The 18,192-nt window shown below is 50.6% G+C and carries 20 protein-coding genes and 2 tRNA genes; 13 read left to right on the top strand and 9 right to left on the bottom strand.

Annotated features, from left to right (window positions below; translation table 11 throughout):
• The first annotated feature begins 8 nt into the window (after nucleotides 1–8).
• On the top strand, nucleotides 9–1,082 hold the full coding sequence (gene alr, locus G465_RS0101150; RefSeq protein WP_022652642.1) for an alanine racemase: 1,074 nt from the start codon (nucleotides 9–11) through the stop codon (nucleotides 1,080–1,082).
• Nucleotides 1,083–1,167: 85 nt separating this feature from the next.
• Here alr and pth read toward each other — a convergent pair whose 3' ends face one another.
• The 7 genes from pth to G465_RS12995 all read right to left on the bottom strand — a co-directional run bounded on the left by pth (nucleotide 1,168) and on the right by G465_RS12995 (nucleotide 6,732).
• The gene (gene pth / locus G465_RS0101145) at nucleotides 1,168–1,740 is read right to left on the bottom strand and encodes an aminoacyl-tRNA hydrolase (protein WP_022652641.1); all 573 of its coding nucleotides are present in this window, start codon (nucleotides 1,738–1,740) and stop codon (nucleotides 1,168–1,170) included.
• 78 nt (nucleotides 1,741–1,818) lie between these two features.
• Nucleotides 1,819–2,397 (bottom strand): 50S ribosomal protein L25/general stress protein Ctc, encoded by a 579-nt coding sequence (locus tag G465_RS0101140; protein WP_022652640.1) that lies wholly within the window; start codon nucleotides 2,395–2,397, stop codon nucleotides 1,819–1,821.
• Between the two features lie 76 nt (nucleotides 2,398–2,473).
• Complete coding sequence (locus G465_RS0101135) at nucleotides 2,474–3,427, bottom strand: ribose-phosphate pyrophosphokinase (RefSeq protein ID WP_022652639.1); 954 nt, start codon at nucleotides 3,425–3,427, stop codon at nucleotides 2,474–2,476.
• 90 nt (nucleotides 3,428–3,517) lie between these two features.
• Nucleotides 3,518–3,592 (bottom strand) — tRNA-Gln (locus G465_RS0101130).
• 7 nt (nucleotides 3,593–3,599) lie between these two features.
• Nucleotides 3,600–4,472 carry a 4-(cytidine 5'-diphospho)-2-C-methyl-D-erythritol kinase gene (ispE, locus tag G465_RS0101125; protein WP_022652638.1) on the bottom strand — a complete coding sequence of 291 codons (873 nt, stop codon included), beginning with the start codon at nucleotides 4,470–4,472 and terminating at the stop codon, nucleotides 3,600–3,602.
• A gap of 8 nt (nucleotides 4,473–4,480) precedes the next feature.
• Entirely contained in the window at nucleotides 4,481–5,023 is a 543-nt protein-coding gene (lolB, locus tag G465_RS13000) for a lipoprotein insertase outer membrane protein LolB (RefSeq protein ID WP_081642657.1), read from the bottom strand.
• Nucleotides 5,020–6,732 (bottom strand): tetratricopeptide repeat protein, encoded by a 1,713-nt coding sequence (locus tag G465_RS12995; protein ID WP_022652636.1) that lies wholly within the window; start codon nucleotides 6,730–6,732, stop codon nucleotides 5,020–5,022. The genes lolB and G465_RS12995 overlap by 4 nt, the downstream gene beginning before the upstream one ends.
• Before the next feature lie 88 nt (nucleotides 6,733–6,820).
• Between G465_RS12995 and mutM the strand changes: the two genes are divergently transcribed.
• Together mutM and G465_RS12990 are read left to right on the top strand one after the other, a co-directional pair.
• On the top strand, nucleotides 6,821–7,633 hold the full coding sequence (gene mutM, locus G465_RS0101110; protein ID WP_022652635.1) for a bifunctional DNA-formamidopyrimidine glycosylase/DNA-(apurinic or apyrimidinic site) lyase: 813 nt from the start codon (nucleotides 6,821–6,823) through the stop codon (nucleotides 7,631–7,633).
• A gap of 18 nt (nucleotides 7,634–7,651) precedes the next feature.
• Complete coding sequence (locus tag G465_RS12990) at nucleotides 7,652–8,482, top strand: lysophospholipid acyltransferase family protein (protein WP_022652634.1); 831 nt, start codon at nucleotides 7,652–7,654, stop codon at nucleotides 8,480–8,482.
• Here the strand turns inward: G465_RS12990 and G465_RS0101100 are convergent.
• A complete protein-coding gene (locus G465_RS0101100) occupies nucleotides 8,412–9,230 on the bottom strand; it encodes a symmetrical bis(5'-nucleosyl)-tetraphosphatase (protein WP_022652633.1) in 819 nt (272 codons plus the stop codon). The two genes, G465_RS12990 and G465_RS0101100, sit on opposite strands and share 71 nt — an antisense overlap.
• Before the next feature lie 99 nt (nucleotides 9,231–9,329).
• Between G465_RS0101100 and G465_RS0101095 the strand changes: the two genes are divergently transcribed.
• Nucleotides 9,330–11,327: a UvrD-helicase domain-containing protein gene (locus G465_RS0101095; RefSeq protein ID WP_022652632.1), complete on the top strand. Its 1,998-nt coding sequence runs from the start codon at nucleotides 9,330–9,332 to the stop codon at nucleotides 11,325–11,327.
• Between the two features lie 66 nt (nucleotides 11,328–11,393).
• On the opposite strand, the gene G465_RS0101090 is transcribed toward G465_RS0101095, so the two are convergent.
• Complete coding sequence (locus tag G465_RS0101090; RefSeq protein WP_022652631.1) at nucleotides 11,394–12,149, bottom strand: c-type cytochrome; 756 nt, start codon at nucleotides 12,147–12,149, stop codon at nucleotides 11,394–11,396.
• Between the two features lie 288 nt (nucleotides 12,150–12,437).
• Here G465_RS0101090 and tpiA point away from each other — a divergent pair, with 288 nt between their 5' ends.
• From tpiA to nuoF, 9 genes are all read left to right on the top strand, one after another.
• Complete coding sequence (tpiA, locus tag G465_RS0101085) at nucleotides 12,438–13,205, top strand: triose-phosphate isomerase (RefSeq protein ID WP_022652630.1); 768 nt, start codon at nucleotides 12,438–12,440, stop codon at nucleotides 13,203–13,205.
• Nucleotides 13,206–13,208: 3 nt separating this feature from the next.
• Nucleotides 13,209–13,547 carry a preprotein translocase subunit SecG gene (gene secG, locus G465_RS12985; RefSeq protein WP_022652629.1) on the top strand — a complete coding sequence of 113 codons (339 nt, stop codon included), beginning with the start codon at nucleotides 13,209–13,211 and terminating at the stop codon, nucleotides 13,545–13,547.
• Between the two features lie 11 nt (nucleotides 13,548–13,558).
• A tRNA-Leu gene (locus G465_RS0101075) sits at nucleotides 13,559–13,644 on the top strand.
• Between the two features lie 77 nt (nucleotides 13,645–13,721).
• Entirely contained in the window at nucleotides 13,722–14,078 is a 357-nt protein-coding gene (locus G465_RS0101070; RefSeq protein ID WP_022652628.1) for an NADH-quinone oxidoreductase subunit A, read from the top strand.
• Complete coding sequence (locus tag G465_RS0101065; RefSeq protein WP_022652627.1) at nucleotides 14,069–14,545, top strand: NuoB/complex I 20 kDa subunit family protein; 477 nt, start codon at nucleotides 14,069–14,071, stop codon at nucleotides 14,543–14,545. Before G465_RS0101070 ends, G465_RS0101065 begins: the two co-directional genes overlap by 10 nt.
• An 11-nt stretch (nucleotides 14,546–14,556) precedes the next feature.
• Nucleotides 14,557–15,144: an NADH-quinone oxidoreductase subunit C gene (locus tag G465_RS0101060; RefSeq protein ID WP_022652626.1), complete on the top strand. Its 588-nt coding sequence runs from the start codon at nucleotides 14,557–14,559 to the stop codon at nucleotides 15,142–15,144.
• Nucleotides 15,137–16,390, top strand: coding sequence for an NADH-quinone oxidoreductase subunit D (locus G465_RS0101055; protein WP_022652625.1), 1,254 nt, complete (start codon nucleotides 15,137–15,139; stop codon nucleotides 16,388–16,390). Before G465_RS0101060 ends, G465_RS0101055 begins: the two co-directional genes overlap by 8 nt.
• Nucleotides 16,390–16,863, top strand: a complete 474-nt coding sequence (nuoE, locus tag G465_RS0101050) for an NADH-quinone oxidoreductase subunit NuoE (RefSeq protein ID WP_022652624.1) — start codon at nucleotides 16,390–16,392, stop codon at nucleotides 16,861–16,863. The genes G465_RS0101055 and nuoE overlap by 1 nt, the downstream gene beginning before the upstream one ends.
• On the top strand, nucleotides 16,864–18,159 hold the full coding sequence (gene nuoF, locus G465_RS0101045; protein WP_022652623.1) for an NADH-quinone oxidoreductase subunit NuoF: 1,296 nt from the start codon (nucleotides 16,864–16,866) through the stop codon (nucleotides 18,157–18,159).
• Nucleotides 18,160–18,192: the final 33 nt, after the last annotated feature.

Genomic DNA, 18,192 nt, shown 5'->3' with positions numbered 1-18,192 from the left:
AATCGATCATGGCACGTCCTTTAGTTGCCCATATCAATTTATCGGCCTTGCGCCATAACTACCGTTTGGCTCGCCAACTGCATGGTGGGCGAGCCTTGGCGGTGGTGAAAGCCAATGCTTATGGTCATGGTGCGGTGCCGTGTGCACAAGCCTTGTCTGATGAGGCAGATGGTTTTGCCGTAGCCTGTATTGAAGAAGCGCTACAACTACGTCAGGCCGGCATTACCGCCCCGATTTTGTTACTAGAAGGCATTTTTAGTCCTGATGAACTGCCATTGGTGAGTGTCCATGATTTATGGCTGGTGGTGCATCACGAGCTGCAATATCAGTGGTTAGCCGCTTATCACACTGACTATCGTTTTACGGTGTGGTTAAAAATGAACTCTGGCATGAACCGAGTTGGGTTTTTTCCTGCCGATTATGCCGAGAAGTACCATCAGTTGACCGCGTTGCCACAGGTAAAAAAAGTGGTGTTAATGACCCACTTCGCCCGCGCCGATGAACCTGACTCGTCGGCAAGTGCCGAGCAACTGGCGCGGTTTCAAGCCATCTGTGCGCAATTACCTGCCGAGCGCAGCGCGTGTAATTCAGCAGCGGTGTTGGGGGTACCTGCCGCACATGGTGATTGGGCTCGTCCCGGCATTATGTTGTATGGCAGCAACCCGTTTGAACAAACTTTGGAAAACACTGCTGCGCTACAACCGGTGATGTCATTGCGGAGTGAAGTGATTGCCGTGCGTGATTTGCCGGCAGGGGAGCCGATTGGCTATGGGGCGCGTTTTGTTACCGATGCCCCAACCCGTGTTGGGGTGGTCGCTTGTGGTTATGCCGACGGTTATCCTCGCGTAGTATCAACGGGAACGCCGGTTTGGGTGGCGGGACAACGTAGCCGTATTATCGGTCGGGTGTCGATGGATATGTTGACGATTGATTTAACCCCAGTGCCGCAAGCCCAAGTTGGTAGCGCGGTTGAGCTGTGGGGTGAGCATATCAATATCAATGAAATTGCCGCTGCTGCTGGAACAATTTCTTATGAGCTGTTGTGTAATGTGAAGCGTGCCCGTTTTGTGTGGCAGGCGTAAGGTGGTATAGCTTTTGCTTAATCGTTGTTGAGACTTCTCCTCGTTTTTTCTCCATTGCTGCCCGTACTTCGGTACGGGCATTTTTTTAGTTTTGGCGGTGTAATTGCTGCATAGCCTGATTCATCTGGCCTTTGAGGGCTTGGGGTAACACGTCTAACGCTTGGCCAATCGCAATATCAATCAGCGTTTGTTCTTCTTGCCGTGGCGGTTTGAGAACCCACTGCACGACCAGTTTACGATCTCCCGGATGGCCTATGCCCAACCGCAAACGCCAAAATGCCGCACTATCAAGCGCTGCTTGAATATCTTTCAGCCCGTTATGTCCGCCATGACCCCCACCTTGTTTGAAGCGAGCAACACCGGGGGCTAAATCCAGCTCATCATGAATGACCAATACGGCTTCTGGTGGGATTTTATAAAACTGGCAAGCCGCCGCTACCGCACGTCCGGAAGCGTTCATATAGGTTTGTGGGAATAACAGATGATAGCCACCTGCTTTCGCGTATAAGCTGAAAAACTTGGCTTCTGTTCGTAAGGCTGTGCCATGTTGTTGGGCAAATTTTTCCAATAGCCATACCCCCGCGTTGTGGCGGGTTGCAGCATACTCGGCCCCTGGGTTGCCTAAGCCGACAATCAATTGAATTTCTGGGTTTGACATCTTGATTCACTCGCAGCCACAGTGAAAAGAAAAACGGCCTGTCGTGATGACAGGCCGTTAGCAAAACAGGTGCTGAAATTAGCCAGCAGCGCGTTTGCCTGCGGAAGCTTGAGCCACCACACCATCATGGCCACGCAACACTTCAACCAATTCCACGCCTTCTGGCAGTTTCAATTCGGACAAGTGAATCGACTGACCACCTTTCAGCTCAGACAAGTCAACCTCGATAAAGGCTGGCAAGTTGCCTGGCAGAGCGCGGACGGTCACTTCGTTTTGCACGTGAGAGATCACCGATGCGTTCAGTTTCACCGCTGGGGAGTTTTCTGCGCCAACGAAGTGCAGGCTCACTTTAGCCGAGATAGGGGTATTAGCATCCACGCGTTGGAAGTCAACGTGCAACACTTGTGGTTTGAAGGGGTGCATTTGCGCATCACGCAACAACACTGGCTCTGCCTGGCCGTCGATAACCAAGTTCAACACAGCACCGTGGAAAGCTTCATCTTTCAGTGCGTAGAAAATGGTGTTGTGATCGAGAGTGATCGACACAGCGTCTTTCACGCCGTAGACCACTGCAGGCAATTTACCGGCACGACGCAGGCGGCGGCTCGCACCCGTTCCCTGTTCGGTACGTGCTTGGGCGATGATTTCGATAGTCATGAGTTAAGCTCCAAAAAAGCAGTCTGCCGCGACCAGCAGACGGTAAAAACCCGCTGCAAAAACAGCGGGTGAAAAATTATTCCATGAAGAGGTAGCTGACCGATTCTTCGTTATTGATACGGCGCAGCGTTTCCCCCATCAGACCGGCGATTGTGACCACACGGATTTTTGAGCAAGCACGGGCTTCTGCCGACAATGGAATGGTATCAGTCACAACCACTTCGTCCATAGCTGAATGCGCAATGCGATCAACCGCTTGACCCGAAAACACAGGGTGTGTGGCATAGGCCACAACGCGGGCAGCACCTTTTTCTTTCAGTGCATTCGCCGCTTTGCACAGCGTGTTGGCGGTGTCGATCATATCATCGACGATCAAACAAGTGCGGCCTTCTACATCACCGATGATGTTCATCACCTCGGCCACATTGGCTTTAGGACGACGCTTATCAATAATGGCCAAATCCGCATTCAGTGGTTTAGCGGTAGCGCGTGCGCGCAACACACCACCAATGTCTGGGCTGACTACGGTGAGGTTTTGGAAGTTTTGCGCTTGAATGTCGCGTAGCAACACTGGGGTAGCGTAAACGTTATCCACTGGGATATCGAAGAAACCTTGAATTTGGTCTGCGTGTAAGTCCACCGTCAGCACACGGTTCACTCCCGCTGATGTCAACATATTCGCAACCAGTTTGGCCGAAATAGGAACACGAGCAGAGCGTGGGCGACGATCTTGACGCGCATAGCCAAAATAAGGAATGGCAGCGGTAATCCGACCAGCGGAAGCGCGGCGTAGCGCATCAACCATGGTCAGAATTTCCATCAGATTGTCGTTTGTCGGGGCACAGGTGGACTGCAGTACGAAAACGTCGCGTCCGCGTGCGTTTTCCAGCAATTCAATGGCGACTTCACCATCGCTGAAACGCCCCACATCGGCGCGTCCCAAGGAAATATCGAGGTGTTTTACCACACTTTGAGCGAGTTCCGGATTGGCGGTTCCGGTGAAGACCATCAAGCTATCGTAAGCAGCCATGTCGCAATCCCGCGCAAATAAAAAGCGTGTAAGTGAAAAATCATCTTACACGCGCTTGATTTGCTTTTGATTTTAAACATTAAGAGAAACTGGCTGGGGAGGTAGGGATCGAACCTACGAATGCCGGAATCAAAATCCGGTGCCTTACCACTTGGCGACTCCCCAGTAACTTTTACCTTGACAGACTGTAGAACGGATGTTCTATCAACCCCTCGGCGATGAAGCCTTGGTATTCGTCTGCCAAAGAACAGTAAACCTGTTCTGCTTCCTTTTGAGATTCACACTCTAAGAAAATACAAGCGCCCGATCCGGTCATCATTGCATTTCCGTAGCGAGATATGCTGTCGTAACAGTTTTTTACCTCAGGAAACATCTCAAAAACAACGTTTTGCAGAGTGTTCTGTCGTTGCGTTGTTTCGAGAGCACGCATTATGCTCCTAGGCGAATTACGTGTCAACCCCTCTGATGCAAAAATTTTTGCAGTGGCGACTTCAACAGCGGGATGTAACACGACATACCACGCGTGTGGGACTGTGCAAGTGGTTAATTCTTCACCAATTCCGCTAGCAAAAGCGGCTTCACCAAATATAAAAACTGGCACATCTGCACCGAGTGTTACCGCAATATTTTGTAGAGCTTGCCGTGATAATCCCAAGCCCCACAGCTGATTGAGCGCCATTAAAGTGGTGGCAGCATCAGAACTACCGCCGCCTAATCCACCGCCCATCGGCAATCGTTTATCAATCCGGATGCGAACCCCAGCTTGGCAGGCGGTGGCTTGTTGTAAAGCGCGGGCTGCACGTACCGTGAGGTCATGGTCAGGCGCGACATGCGGCAAAGGGGTCTCCAACACAATGTGGCCGCTGTCATCCGGCGCCAGCCAGATAGTGTCGCCATAGTCAATAAAACGGAATACGGTTTCTAATAAGTGATAGCCATCATCACGCCGCCCAACGATTTTCAACATCAGGTTTAATTTAGCCGGTGCGGGAAATCCATAAAACTTGGGGTCGGTAGGGGGTGTTTGTAACCAAGGGAAAGCCATAGTTGCAATTAATTCCAACGGTGAATAGCAAAACGAATATCGAGTTGTGGGCGTTGCAAGATGATGCGCTGGGGATGGACGCTGCCTTGTGGTTCGCTTTCGATTAACCAACCTTGCTGGCGAAAACCGCTGGCGGTGGCTTGATAAGCGGTGTGGGGTGCTGGTTGGCCGTGAATCCAAAAGCGCAAATTGTCTAGCGGTAAACCCCAACCCAGTGTTTTTTGGGTTAGTTCTTCCGCAGAGGCGGCTTCGTATATCCGTTCACCTTGTTGTAAACGGACGCCATTTTGATCGGCGGACAATCGAGCAACGGTTTGGCCAAGAGGCGACAAGATGTCCAGTTGATCACTGCCACTGTCGTGTTGCCAATCGAAATTGCCGTAGTGCCCTTTGTTTTCCAGCTTGACACCAATCCGCCCTGCGAGGGAAAACTGCTTGGGGAGGACGAATTGCCCTGTCGTGTTATGTGGCGTAGGCGGCTGTAATTGACTACAGGCCGTTACGCTCAACGCCATCATGATGGCGGCCCATCCCTGACGTGATCGCATCATGGTTTCAGTCGCCGTAAGGTCTCTTGTAACACTTTATGTTCTGGGTCGCGTTGTTTGGCTTCTTCCCAAATTTGCCGCGCAGCATCGCGTTGCCCTAAACGCCACAAAACCTCGCCGAGGTGGGCGGCGATTTCAGCATCTTTCATTTGCTCGTAAGCTTGTTCGAGATAAGACAAGGCGTCTTTTAATTTCCCTTGGCGGAACAATACCCAACCCATGCTATCGAGAATCATCGGATTGGTGGGTTGTTGTTGCAAGGCGGCTTCGATTAAACGGCGCGCTTCAGGCAGTCGTTGTCCGCGATTGGCCAAGGTGTATCCCAAGGCATTCATCCCTTGGACATCATTGGGTTTCATCCGTAAAAAACGGCGGAGGTCGCGTTCGGCATCATGACTGCGGTTTAGACGGTCAGCGAGTAAGGCTCGTTCATAATATAAGGTCGCGGCAGCAGGGAATTGCTTAATGCCTCGACTAAGTAATTGATAGGCTTTGGCATTGGCGCCGGCCTCGCGGGCGAGTTGGGATTGCAATAACAGCAATTCGATTGGATCAGCCACATCGTTTTCTAAACCCTCGATGCGGGCGAGTGCTGCTTCTAGCTTGCCTTCTTTGACTTCAATCGCTGCCAACCGTGCTTGTGCTTGGTTGTAATGGCGCCCCTTACCAATCGCTTGATACCACGTTTTGGCTTCTTCGAGCTGTTTACGTTCTTCTGCTAATTGCCCCAGCGTGAGCCGAACGAATGGTCCATCAACATAGCCAGCTTCGAGGGCGGCTCGTAAATGTTGGTCTGCTTCATCATATTGTTTGAGCTGGAAAGCCAGAATACCCAGCGCATAACGAGCGTCAGGGTGATGGGGGAACTGTTTTAATACCGTAGCAAAGCCTTCGCGGGCCGCTTCATATTGCCGCAAACCCACTAACAGGCGTGGGTGGGCTAATTGTAATTCGGCGCCAGCACGCGGCCGTCGCTTGAGTTCTTTTTCTAAAAAGGCCAATGCGAGGTCGGGGCTTTGTTTGCGCACGGCATCGAGTCGCCATAACACTGGCAAATCCCAGCGTGGTGCGAGTTCTGCCAGCGTGTCAAGACTACGCTCAACAGCTGCTTCATCTTTCAAGGTCGCTGCGGCAACTGCTTGGGCGAAATGGGCCTCGGGTAGCCGAGGGAATTGTTGACTTAAGCGTTCAATCGCCGCAGCAGCAGCTTGTGGGTCGGCCTGCCGTGGCAATAAAGGGGTGACATGCATAAATAGACTGGCGGCACGGCTGATATCCGCGCCTTGCAACTGTGTTGCCATGCGTTGTTCTGCTTCGGCAATGCGCCCCTCACGCCACAACACCATCACGCGCTGTTGTTTAGCCAACAGGGAGTCTGGCATTTGTTGTTCCCACAACGCCAGTGCTTCATCGGCCACATTGAGATTGCCACTGCTTAAGGCTAATTCGGCGGCACGTCTTGCTAAACGGGGGTCAGAAGTTTCTTTGGCGAGCTCCAGATAGGCGGGGGCTGCCGCCAGTGCACCACCACGTTGCACGGCTAATTCACTCACCAAGATGCCGTACAGTAAACCTGCGCTGAGCTCACGATTGGGGGCTGCGCTTTCCTCGGGACGTTGAGTGGGCGTGACTTTAACCGGCGTTGGATCGGTGTTGGCACAAGCGCTGAGCAAAAGGGCTGAGAGAAGTGCAGTAGTGGCTAGAACATTCATGTCGGGAAAATTCAATCTGAAGAGGGCCAAGTCAGCCGATAGTTTCGCTTAGAATACCACGTCCCAGCCTGATAAAGCGGATCGTGCCATGCCGGAATTACCAGAAGTTGAAACCGTTAAACGGGGGCTTGCCCCCCACCTTGAACAACATATTGTGCACAATGTGGTGGTGAGACAACCACGACTGCGGTGGCCGATTGACCCTCAGTTAGCACAGAAACTGTCGGGCTTGACCTTACAGCACATCACACGACGCGCTAAATATCTGTTGTTCGATTTTGGTCATGGCGTGTTGCTGATTCATCTTGGGATGTCGGGCAGTCTGCGTTTGGTCGATCCTGATACCCCAGCCGCCAAGCATGATCATGTCGATTTTGATTTTGGCGATCAGCTCTTGCGTTACCATGACCCACGTCGTTTTGGTGCTATTGTATGGCAACCAGGGCCAGCAGAAGTTCATCCCTTATTGCAACAGCTTGGCCCCGAGCCTCTCTCTCCCGACTTTACCGCCGAGGGTTTACAACAAGCCCTGTCCTCACGTCGGAGCGCGATTAAACTGTGCTTGATGGATAACCATGTGGTCGTTGGGGTAGGCAATATTTATGCGAATGAAGCCTTGTTTTTGGCCGGTATTCATCCACAACGCGCTGCTAACACTTTAACTTTGGCCGAATGTCGTCACCTCGTAGACACGGTGCAACAGGTATTGCAACGCGCCATTGCCGCCGGTGGCAGCACTTTGCGTGATTTTGTCGATGCTGTCGGAAAACCGGGGTATTTCCAACAAAATTACACCGTTTATGGCCGTACTGGTCTGCCCTGTCACCGCTGCCACACCCCGATAGAGATGGTGCGCCTAGGACAACGCGGCACATTCTTTTGCCCAATGTGTCAGCACTGATTTGCGAGAACAAAGACGATGAGCGCAACCTTGACTGCTTTACCTCAAGCCGGTTTTCCCGTACGGGCACACCGATGGTTAAAACTTTTAGCCCATCTAGGTCGTGGCTTGGCGACGGTCAGTTTTCGTTTTCCGGCATGGGACATGGCGCAACGGGCAGCGGTCAGCCAGCAATGGTCTGCCCAACTGTTGACCATTATGGGTATTGAAGTGAAATTGACCGGTCAACCGCCGGGCTTATATCCAGCAAATACGTTTCTGATTGCCAACCATGTTTCATGGCTGGATATTTTTGCTCTCAATAGCGTCACCGTCTCGCGCTTTGTTGCCAAAAGAGAAATTCGGCAATGGCCGGTGATTGGGATGTTGGTGGCGCGGGCAGGGACTTTGTTTATCGATCGCTCTAATCGCCGTGATGCGCTGCGGGTGAATGAAATTTTGGCGTCTTCACTGCGCGAGGGCGATTGTATGGCGGTGTTTCCCGAGGGAACTACCTCGGATGGCACCTCGGTATTGCCGTTTAAGGCTTCGCTGTTTGACTCGGCGGTTCAGGCAGGCAGCACGGTGCAACCCGTTGGGCTACGTTATTGCCGTCGTGATGGCACGTTGGTACCTGAAGCGGCCTATGTCGGCGAAGTCACCTTTTTACAGTCGGTGCGGCGGATGATTGCCGCAGAAGGTTTGTGTATCGAAATTCGCTTTAGCGAACCGATTTGTGGTGTAGGCCACACCCGCTTTACGCTGGCGCAAAGCGCAGAGCGGGCGGTGCGCCGTGCGCTTAACCTATCTTGCGAAACGCCTGACACGGTAGTTGGAATACCTGACGGTCGGCAAGACGCAGGGCGGTAAGGCTACCGCCCCATAAACAACCGGTATCGATGGCTAAGATACTGTCGCTCAGATGCAGCCCTAACGCTGACCAGTGTCCACAGATGACCGGTGTGTCTGCCCACCGGCGCTGTGGTGCTTCAAACCACGGGATCAAATGTGCTGGTGCATCGGGTAATTCGCCTTTAAAACTGAGGTCGAGTTCGCCGTCACGGGTCAATAAGCGCATCCGTGTCATCACATTCACAATCATCCGCAAGCGATCGATGCCGCGTAAATCATCACTCCAGCGAGTGGGTTTATTGCCATACAGACGGGAGAGAAATTGGCGATAGTTCGGGCCACTTAACTCATTTTCGACTTCTTCCGCTAGCCGTAAGGCTTTGTTGATACTCCATTCGGGCAAGAGTCCGGCATGCACTAAGGCATAGCCTTCACCAGCCAACATCAACGGTTGCATCCGCAGCCAATCAAGCAATATTTTGCCATCGGCAGCATTCAAAATATCCCACAGCGTATCACCACTGCTGAGTTTGCCGAAGCCCTCTGCGACAGCTAATAGATGTAAATCGTGGTTGCCCAACACCAAGCTAATGCTGTCTTGATGTTTAAATGCCCAGCGTAAAACGTGAATGGAATCGGGGCCACGGTTGACTAAATCACCGACTAGCCACAGGTGATCGCGTGAGGGGGAAAAGTCGATGGTGCGCAATAAATCCATCAACGGGGTATAACAGCCTTGGATATCTCCAATTGCATACGTTGCCATAGTGTTGACTCTATTCAGTTGCGATTAGCGAGAAACATCATCTTACCGTCTGTGGATTGATAGAATGCCAAGCTTTTCTGAATAAATTGTTTCTTTACCATGCTTAATCCACAACAGCGTGCCGCGATTCGTCATCTTGACGGGCCGCTTTTGGTTCTTGCCGGTGCAGGCAGTGGCAAAACACGGGTCATTACGCAAAAAATTGCTTATTTGATACAAGAAGCCGGCATGAGTGCACAGCATATTGCCGCCATTACTTTTACCAATAAAGCAGCCCGTGAAATGCTCGAGCGGGTGGGAAAATTGCTCGAACCTGCATTACTGCGTGGTCTCACCGTCTCGACTTTTCACTCGCTTGGTTTACATATCATGCGGCAAGAAGCGCGGTTATTAGGCTATAAACCGCAGTTTTCTATTTTAGATGCGGCTGATGCCGCCAAAATTTTGGCTGACCGTTTGGCCTCGACAGATAAAGCCGAGATTCGCCGCCTGCAAAGCCAAATTTCGCGTTGGAAAAATGACCTTATCACCCCCGAAGCTGCGCTATTGCTGGCGCAGGATGAATTTAGCCGCGTAGCGGCCAAACTGTATCTTGATTACCAAGACACTTTATTTGCCTATCAGGCGGTTGATTTCGATGATTTAATCCGCCTTCCCGTCCATCTGTTACAGCAATATCCCGAGGCATTAGCGCGTTGGCAGGCCAAGCTCCGTTATTTGTTGGTTGATGAGTATCAAGATACTAATAGCTGCCAATATCTTTTGTTAAAGCTGTTGGCTGGAGACCGTGCCATGTTCACCGCCGTCGGGGACGATGATCAGTCTATTTACGGCTGGCGCGGCGCCAATATGGAAAATCTCAGTTTGTTGCAACAAGATTTTCCTCGCCTGCGGGTGATTAAACTAGAACAAAACTATCGCTCGACAGCGCGAATTCTGCGTGCGGCTAACAGCGTGATTGCTAACAATCCGAAGTTATTCCAGAAAAGCTTATGGAGTGAATTTGGCTTGGGTGATCCGATTACTGTGGTGTCGTGCAAGGATGATGAGCACGAGGCAGAAAGTGTGGCGCAACGTCTATTGGCACATAAATTCGAACATCGAACCACGTTCGCCGATTATGCCGTGTTGTACCGTGGTAATCACCAAGCGCGTTTAATCGAACAAGCTTTCCGCCAACATCGCATTCCTTATTTGATTTCTGGAGGACAATCTTTCTTTGAACGTAGCGAAATCAAAGATGTCTTGGCCTATCTGCGATTGTTAGCCAATGAAGATGACGATCCGGCTTTTATCCGTGCCATCACCACACCTAAATGTGGTGTTGGCAACACCAGCCTAGCCAAGTTGGGTGAGTATGCCGCACAACGCCATGTTTCCTTATTTGCTGCTGCCTGTGAGGTGGGTTTTCAACAAACTTTAGCCACTGCACAACAACAGGCGCTGGAGACCTTTTGCCAATTTATCAACCGAATGCAATACCGAGTGCAACGAGAACCTGCTGGCGCATTGCTGCAAGAGTTGTTGCTGACCATTGGGTTTGAGGCGTGGTTATTCGATAGTGAAGAAACACGCACTGCGGAAACCAAGTGGAAAAACGTCCAAGAGTTTGTGACTTGGATCGGTAAGAAAGGCGAAGAGGATGGCAAAAATCTGGTTGAACTGGCTCAGACCATTGCATTGATGACGCTATTAGAAGGGCGAGAGAAAGATAAACAGCAAGATGCTGTGCAACTGTCAACGCTACATGCTGCCAAAGGGTTGGAATACCCGCATGTGTTCTTGATCGGCTGCGAAGAGGGGATTTTGCCGCACAATGAATCGATTGATCAGGGAACTGTCGAGGAGGAGCGCCGCTTAATGTATGTCGGTATTACCCGTGCCCAGCGAAGTTTAACGCTAATGCACTGCTTAAAACGACGGCGTGGTGGCGAGTGGCTGTTCTGTGAGCCTTCGCGTTTTATTGCTGAAATTGACAGTGACGATTTGCGCTGTGTTGGTCAAAAAAGTGATAAACCTGCCGTGGTAAGCCGCAGCGAGGGACAAGCCCGTTTAGCCAATTTGCGTGCCATGTTGGCAAACAAAAATAAGCCCTAGCGTGTGCTGGTGGCAATAAAAAACGGCCCTGTGAGAACAAGGCCGTTTTTTGTCTCAAGCAAATGCTTACTTCGATGCATTCACCATGTACTCCACCGCTGCGCGGAATTCTTCGTCACTGCCCGAATAACCGCCTTTAGCTGGCATTGCATTCAAACCTTTGATACCAGAAGCCACCAAGGCATCTAAGCCTTTTGATACACGGGGTGCCCAAGCTGCTTTGTCACCAAACTTAGGTGCACCTGCTGCGCCTGTGTCATGGCAAGCCATACAAACCGAAGCGTAAATTTCTTTACCTTTGACATTAGGATCGATAGCCGCTGCTGCGCCACCGCCTTCTGCACCTGCAACCGCAGGTTCAGTAAATTTTGCCCCAGCTGCATTGCCCATGTAGGCCACTGCACGAGCAACTTCTTCATTGGTCAGATCGGTTGCACCGCCTTTAGCTGGCATGCCACGAATCCCTTCGATTGCATGTTTGACTAAGGTGTCGTAACCCTGTGCCAAACGTGCACTCCATGCGCCGGTGTCAGCAAATTTTGGTGCACCTGCCAAACCGTCATTGTGACAGGAGGCACAAATCGCTTTGTAAACCCCTTCACCAGTCCGACTGCCCGGTGCACCACCTTCGCTGGCTTTTGATTCGCCAACCGGTTTAATGCGCGAAGCGATTGCCTCTTTCGACATCACACTAGCGTCAATAGAAAAACCGCTGGTGGCCAGTTTTGCTAACAACCAGACCCCCGCTACCAGAATCACGATTGTGCCTAGGATGATGGTGATCGCACCACCAGACGGCACCGCTTTATTTTCGCTACCCATTTAGCTGCCTCGCCAGTAAGTAATGACAATTAAAATTCAGCGCGGATTATACGGAAAGCCCCTTGCTAAGCAAAGTTTGAAACAGCTTTGTTTTGTGTTTATGCAAGAAAAGCCGTGCGCGTTGGAAAATTGCGCCTATTTTGTTGGCAGATTTTAGCCATCATTTGCTGACTTCGGTTTTCCGCTAAATCCTGTAAACATCGGATGTTAGCGCGAAATCGACAACAACAGCTGTGCAACATCAAGGCCACAGGTATAATCCGCGCTCTTTTTTTGGAAAGGGTCGCTATGTCCTCCCCTTTTTCTGCGGGTAAGTTGGTGATTGCTAACTGGAAAATGCATGGCAGCGTAACGCAAGTGCGCGCTGCTTTGTCAGTGCTATCCCAAGATTCGGCCTGCAATCAGTCTCATATTATGATTGCCTTGCCTACGCCTTATCTTTTATTGGCAAACGAGTGGCAACAGCAGCAAGCTGGCTGGCAGATTGCTGCACAAGATGTCAGTTCCTTTGCTGAAGACGGGGCTTTTACAGGGGAAGTGTCGGCGCGGATGTTGGCGGATGTGGGCTGTCGTGCCGTCTTGGTCGGGCATTCTGAGCGCCGCCAATATTTCGCTGAAGGCCAACAGGTGTTATCAAAAAAATTGAAGGCACTGGCGCAACACCATTTATTACCGATCTTTTGTGTGGGTGAGTCATTTGCACAACGTGAAGCTGGGCTGGCTTGGCAAACGGTTGAGCAACAGCTGGATGAAGTGATGCCACTATTAAAAGAACTGCCGCAGGTGGTGGTGGCGTATGAACCCGTGTGGGCGATTGGGACAGGAAAAGTCGCCAGCTTGGCCGACGTGGAAGAAATGCATACACAGCTGCAAAAAAAGCTGCTGCATTCTTTGCCGGCTTGTGCTACTATGCGCGTCCTTTACGGGGGGAGCGTTAAAGCTGACAATGCAGAAGCCATCTTGGCTTTACCTCAGGTCGATGGTGTATTAGTTGGTGGCGCATCTCTAGATCTTGGCCAGTTTAAAAAGATTTGCCAAGCGTCGGAAAAAAGATAAAATATGGAAATCATCAAAACACTGATTTGGATTCTTAATATTGTTTCTGCTATCGCAGTGATCGTGCTGGTGCTAATGCAGCATGGTAAAGGCGCAGACGCAGGAGCAGCTTTCGGATCTGGGGCAGGTTCGGCTGGTAGTCTCTTTGGGTCTTCTGGTTCCGCAAACTTCTTAAGTCGTATGACAGCGCTGTGTGCAGTTGTGTTTTTCTCCAGCTGTCTCGGTTTGGTGATGATGTCCAACCAATCTACTCAAGCACTGGGCGTGATGTCCAATGTGCCGCCAGTAGAATCCGGTACAGGCTCTGTTCCTGCACCAAAAACTGGGGTCATCCCAGACTGATGTTCTGAAACGCCGACATGGTGGAATTGGTAGACACGCTATCTTGAGGGGGTAGTGGCCGTAGGCTGTGTGAGTTCGAGTCTCACTGTCGGCACCATTTACAGAAACAAGTTTTTAGCTTGTTTTTCAAACAAAAAGAGGCGTTTGCCTCTTTTTTTTGGGGTGAAACGGGAAATGCTATCGAATTATTTTCCGATCCTTCTTTTTGTGATCGTTGGCCTGTTAGTTGGTGTGGTTCCGATTCTGTTAGGGCGACTTATTTCTCCCAATCGGCCAGATCCCGAAAAACTTTCTCCATATGAGTGTGGTTTTGAGGCGTTTGAAGATGCACGTATGAAGTTCGACGTGCGCTACTACCTCGTGGCCATCTTGTTTATCCTGTTTGACCTCGAAATTGCTTTCCTTTTCCCGTGGGCAGTCGTTCTGAAAGAAATCGGTATGTTTGGTTTCGGCGCCATGGTTGTGTTTCTTGCAATTCTCGTGGTCGGCTTTGTCTATGAGTGGAAAAAGGGAGCGCTGGAATGGGAATAGAAGGCGTTTTGGAAAAGGGCTTTGTCACCACAACGGCTGATAAAGTCATTAACTGGACCCGTACCGGTTCTCTGTGGCCAATGACCTTTGGCTTGGCCTGTTGCGCGGTGGAAATGATGCAAGCGGGTGCTTCGCGTTATGACCTCGACCGTTTTGGTATTGTGTTTCGCCCCAGTCCGCGCCAATCTGACCTGATGATTGTGGCGGGTACGCTGTGTAATAAGATGGCGCCTGCGCTGCGTAAGGTGTACGACCAGATGGCTGAACCACGTTGGGTGATCTCGATGGGTTCCTGTGCTAACGGCGGTGGTTACTATCACTACTCTTATTCTGTGGTGCGTGGCTGTGATCGCGTGGTCCCTGTGGACGTCTATGTGCCTGGCTGTCCTCCAACTGCAGAAGCGCTGTTGTATGGCATTATCCAGCTGCAAAACAAGATTAAACGAACCTATACCATTGCCCGTTGAGGACTGAGACTATGGCATCCAAACTGGAAGCACTCAAAACCTCACTTGAGGCAACTTTGGGTGGTGAACTAAAACTGGCTGTATTAGACCGTGGTGAGCTCACTATTGTCTTGCGTGCAGCTAATGCGGCACAGTCCTGTACGACCTTACGCGATCAATTCGGCTTTGAAGAGTGTATTGATCTGTGTGGTGTCGACTACAGTGCGTATAAAGACGGACAATACGACGGCTTACGCTTCGCTGTTGTCTGCCATCTGCTGTCGGTAAAAAACAACATCCGTCTACGCGTACGTTTCTTTGCTGAAGATGACGATTTCCCTGTAGTGCCATCATTAGTCAATGTATGGCCAGGGGTGAACTGGTTTGAACGCGAAGCGTTCGACCTCTATGGTATCGTTTTCGAAGGTCATCCTGACTTACGTCGTATCTTGACTGACTATGGTTTTGTTGGTCATCCATTCCGTAAAGATTTCCCGCTGTCTGGTCACGTTGAAATGCGCTACGACCCAGTTCAAGGGCGTGTGATTTACCAGCCAGTCACAATCGAGCCGCGCGAAATTACCCCGCGCATCCTTCGCGAGGAGAACTACGGTGGCTGAGATTCGTAATTTCACCCTTAACTTTGGCCCTCAGCACCCTGCTGCTCACGGCGTGTTGCGTTTGGTGTTGGAGATGGACGGTGAAGTCATCGTCCGTGCTGACCCCCACATTGGGCTGTTGCATCGCGGCACAGAAAAACTGGCCGAATATAAAACCTTCATTCAATCCGTACCGTACATGGACCGTCTCGACTACGTGTCGATGATGTGTAATGAACATGCCTACTGTATGGCGATTGAAAAGCTGCTCGGTATCGATGTGCCGTTGCGTGCGCAATACATTCGTGTGATGTTCGATGAAATCACACGGATTCTGAACCACTTAATGTGGATCGGCGCTCATGCACTAGATATTGGTGCCATGACAGTGTTCCTGTATGCCTTCCGTGAACGTGAAGACCTGATGGACTGCTACGAAGCAGTATCTGGTGCGCGGATGCACGCGGCGTACTATCGTCCTGGTGGTGTGTATCGTGATTTGCCCGATTCGATGCCGCAGTACGAATTCTCAAAAATCAAAAATGCACGTGAACTGGCGAAGTTAAACGAAAACCGCCAAGGTTCGCTGCTCGATTTTATTGAAGATTTCACCAATCGCTTCCCAACCTGTGTCGATGAATACGAAACTCTGTTGACTGACAACCGGATTTGGAAACAGCGTACCGTCGGTATCGGTGTGGTGACGCCTGAACGTGCGTTGGCATTAGGCTTTTCTGGCCCAATGGTGCGTGGTTCGGGTATCGCATGGGACTTGCGTAAAAAGCAGCCTTACGAAGTCTACGACCGTATGGACTTTGATATTCCTGTTGGTGTGAATGGCGATTGTTACGATCGTTATTTGGTGCGTATTGAAGAAATGCGTCAGTCCAACCGCATCATCAAACAATGTATACAATGGCTGCGTGCCAACCAAGGCCCTGTCATCACTGACAATCATAAAGTGGCACCGCCAAAACGTGTGGACATGAAGTCCAACATGGAAGAGCTGATTCACCACTTCAAACTGTTCACCGAAGGGATGCATGTCCCCGAGGGCGAGGCTTACTCTGCCGTAGAACATCCAAAAGGTGAGTTTGGTATCTACTTGGTCTCGGATGGGGCAAACAAACCCTATCGCCTGAAGATTCGTGCACCTGGTTATGCCCATTTGGCTGCTATGGATGAAATGGCAAAAGGTCACATGTTGGCTGACGTGGTGGCCATTATTGGTACTCAGGATATTGTGTTCGGGGAGATTGACCGCTGATGTTGTCCCAAGAATCTATCGAAAAAATCGATCGCGAACTGGCAAAGTATCCTGCTGACCAACGCCGCTCGGCGGTGATGGGTGCCTTGCGTATTGCTCAAACAGAAAAAGGTTGGTTGGCAACAGAAACAATCGAATTTGTTGCTAACTACATTGGTATTTCTCCTGTGGCGGCGTACGAGGTTGCGACGTTCTACAACATGTACGATCTTTCCCCTGTTGGGAAACATAAGATCACAGTCTGTACCAATCTACCCTGTGCTTTATCTGGTGGCTATGATGCCGCTGAATACCTTAAGCAGAAATTAGGGATTGATTTTGGTGAGACCACGTCCGACGGAAAATTCACTCTCTGTGAAGGTGAATGTATGGGCGCTTGTGGTGATGCGCCGGTTTTGTTGGTGAACAACCACACCATGTGCAGCTTCATGTCTCGTGAAGCCATCGATAAAAAACTCGCGGAGCTGAAATAAATGGCGATTTATGCTTCGGGCGTGATCTTTGAAGGTGTTGACACCAGCGATGCTGGTTGTTGGCATTTGGATGCCTACCTCAAGCGTGGTGGCTATCAGGCACTGAAAAAAATCCTGGAAAACAAGATTCCCCAAGACGAAGTCATTGCTGAAGTAAAAGGCTCTGGTTTGCGTGGTCGGGGTGGTGCTGGCTTCCCAACAGGTTTGAAGTGGTCTTTCATGCCTCGCAGTTTCCCTGGCGAAAAATATGTCGTGTGTAATACCGACGAAGGCGAACCAGGGACATTCAAAGACCGCGATATTCTGCGTTATAACCCGCACTCTCTGATTGAAGGCATGATCATTGCGGGCTATGCCATGGGTTCTCGCTGTGGTTATAACTACATCCATGGTGAAATCTTTGAAATGTACGAACGTTTCGAAGAAGCCCTCGAAGAAGCGCGCCAAGCCGGTTTATTGGGACAAAATATCTGTGGTTCGGGCTTTAATTTCGAGCTCTATGCTCACCACGGTTATGGTGCTTATATCTGCGGTGAAGAAACCGCCTTGTTAGAATCGTTGGAAGGCAAAAAAGGCCAACCTCGCTTCAAACCACCTTTCCCTGCTTCTTTCGGCTTGTACGGTAAGCCCACCACGATTAACAACACCGAGTCGTTTGCTTCGGTGCCTTTCATTATTCGTGACGGTGGTACTCGTTTCTTAGAACAAGGTAAGCCAAACAACGGTGGCACTAAATTGTTCTCGGTATCGGGTCATGTTAATCGTCCAGGTAACTATGAAATCCCGCTTGGCACGCCATTCTCAACCTTGCTTGAGATGTGTGGTGGTATGCGCGATGGCAAGAAACTGAAAGCAGTGATTCCTGGTGGATCTTCAGCCCCTGTTTTGCCCGGTGACATCATGATGGATGTCACCATGGACTATGACAGCATCGCTAAAGCAGGTTCGATGTTGGGTTCTGGTGCCGTGATCGTGATGAATGAAGATATCTGTATGGTGAAAGCGCTGGAGCGTCTAGCTTACTTTTATCACGAAGAATCCTGTGGTCAATGTACACCATGTCGTGAGGGTACCGGTTGGTTATACCGTGTGATCCATCGTATCGAACATGGTTTAGGTCGTCCTGAAGATTTAGATTTATTAACATCGGTAGGCAATAACATGGCCGGACGTACCATCTGCGCCTTGGCTGATGCTGCGGTCTTCCCTGTCCGTAGCTTTACGAAACACTTCCGCAATGAGTTCGAGTATCACATCGAACATAAGAAGTGTCTGGTCAACCACAAATGGTGTTAACCGGCTCGACCGGTGAGTAGAGGTAGCATATCG

Source organism: Aquaspirillum serpens DSM 68 (assembly GCF_000420525.1).
GTDB classification, from domain to species: Bacteria; Pseudomonadota; Gammaproteobacteria; order Burkholderiales; family Aquaspirillaceae; genus Aquaspirillum; species Aquaspirillum serpens.
Note: the sequence above shows the minus strand (reverse complement) of the source record. Positions and strands in the feature narration are given on the sequence as shown.

What these genes read in the sequence shown, in the direction of transcription:
- alr (WP_022652642.1), top strand. Translation starts at nt 9, where the DNA reads ATGGCACGTCCTTTAGTTGCCCATATCAATTTATCGGCCTTGCGCCAT.
- pth (WP_022652641.1), bottom strand. Translation starts at nt 1,740, where the DNA reads ATGTCAAACCCAGAAATTCAATTGATTGTCGGCTTAGGCAACCCAGGG.
- G465_RS0101140 (WP_022652640.1), bottom strand. Translation starts at nt 2,397, where the DNA reads ATGACTATCGAAATCATCGCCCAAGCACGTACCGAACAGGGAACGGGT.
- G465_RS0101135 (WP_022652639.1), bottom strand. Translation starts at nt 3,427, where the DNA reads ATGGCTGCTTACGATAGCTTGATGGTCTTCACCGGAACCGCCAATCCG.
- ispE (WP_022652638.1), bottom strand. Translation starts at nt 4,472, where the DNA reads ATGGCTTTCCCTTGGTTACAAACACCCCCTACCGACCCCAAGTTTTAT.
- lolB (WP_081642657.1), bottom strand. Translation starts at nt 5,023, where the DNA reads ATGATGCGATCACGTCAGGGATGGGCCGCCATCATGATGGCGTTGAGC.
- G465_RS12995 (WP_022652636.1), bottom strand. Translation starts at nt 6,732, where the DNA reads ATGAATGTTCTAGCCACTACTGCACTTCTCTCAGCCCTTTTGCTCAGC.
- mutM (WP_022652635.1), top strand. Translation starts at nt 6,821, where the DNA reads ATGCCGGAATTACCAGAAGTTGAAACCGTTAAACGGGGGCTTGCCCCC.
- G465_RS12990 (WP_022652634.1), top strand. Translation starts at nt 7,652, where the DNA reads ATGAGCGCAACCTTGACTGCTTTACCTCAAGCCGGTTTTCCCGTACGG.
- G465_RS0101100 (WP_022652633.1), bottom strand. Translation starts at nt 9,230, where the DNA reads ATGGCAACGTATGCAATTGGAGATATCCAAGGCTGTTATACCCCGTTG.
- G465_RS0101095 (WP_022652632.1), top strand. Translation starts at nt 9,330, where the DNA reads ATGCTTAATCCACAACAGCGTGCCGCGATTCGTCATCTTGACGGGCCG.
- G465_RS0101090 (WP_022652631.1), bottom strand. Translation starts at nt 12,149, where the DNA reads ATGGGTAGCGAAAATAAAGCGGTGCCGTCTGGTGGTGCGATCACCATC.
- tpiA (WP_022652630.1), top strand. Translation starts at nt 12,438, where the DNA reads ATGTCCTCCCCTTTTTCTGCGGGTAAGTTGGTGATTGCTAACTGGAAA.
- secG (WP_022652629.1), top strand. Translation starts at nt 13,209, where the DNA reads ATGGAAATCATCAAAACACTGATTTGGATTCTTAATATTGTTTCTGCT.
- G465_RS0101070 (WP_022652628.1), top strand. Translation starts at nt 13,722, where the DNA reads ATGCTATCGAATTATTTTCCGATCCTTCTTTTTGTGATCGTTGGCCTG.
- G465_RS0101065 (WP_022652627.1), top strand. Translation starts at nt 14,069, where the DNA reads ATGGGAATAGAAGGCGTTTTGGAAAAGGGCTTTGTCACCACAACGGCT.
- G465_RS0101060 (WP_022652626.1), top strand. Translation starts at nt 14,557, where the DNA reads ATGGCATCCAAACTGGAAGCACTCAAAACCTCACTTGAGGCAACTTTG.
- nuoE (WP_022652624.1), top strand. Translation starts at nt 16,390, where the DNA reads ATGTTGTCCCAAGAATCTATCGAAAAAATCGATCGCGAACTGGCAAAG.
- nuoF (WP_022652623.1), top strand. Translation starts at nt 16,864, where the DNA reads ATGGCGATTTATGCTTCGGGCGTGATCTTTGAAGGTGTTGACACCAGC.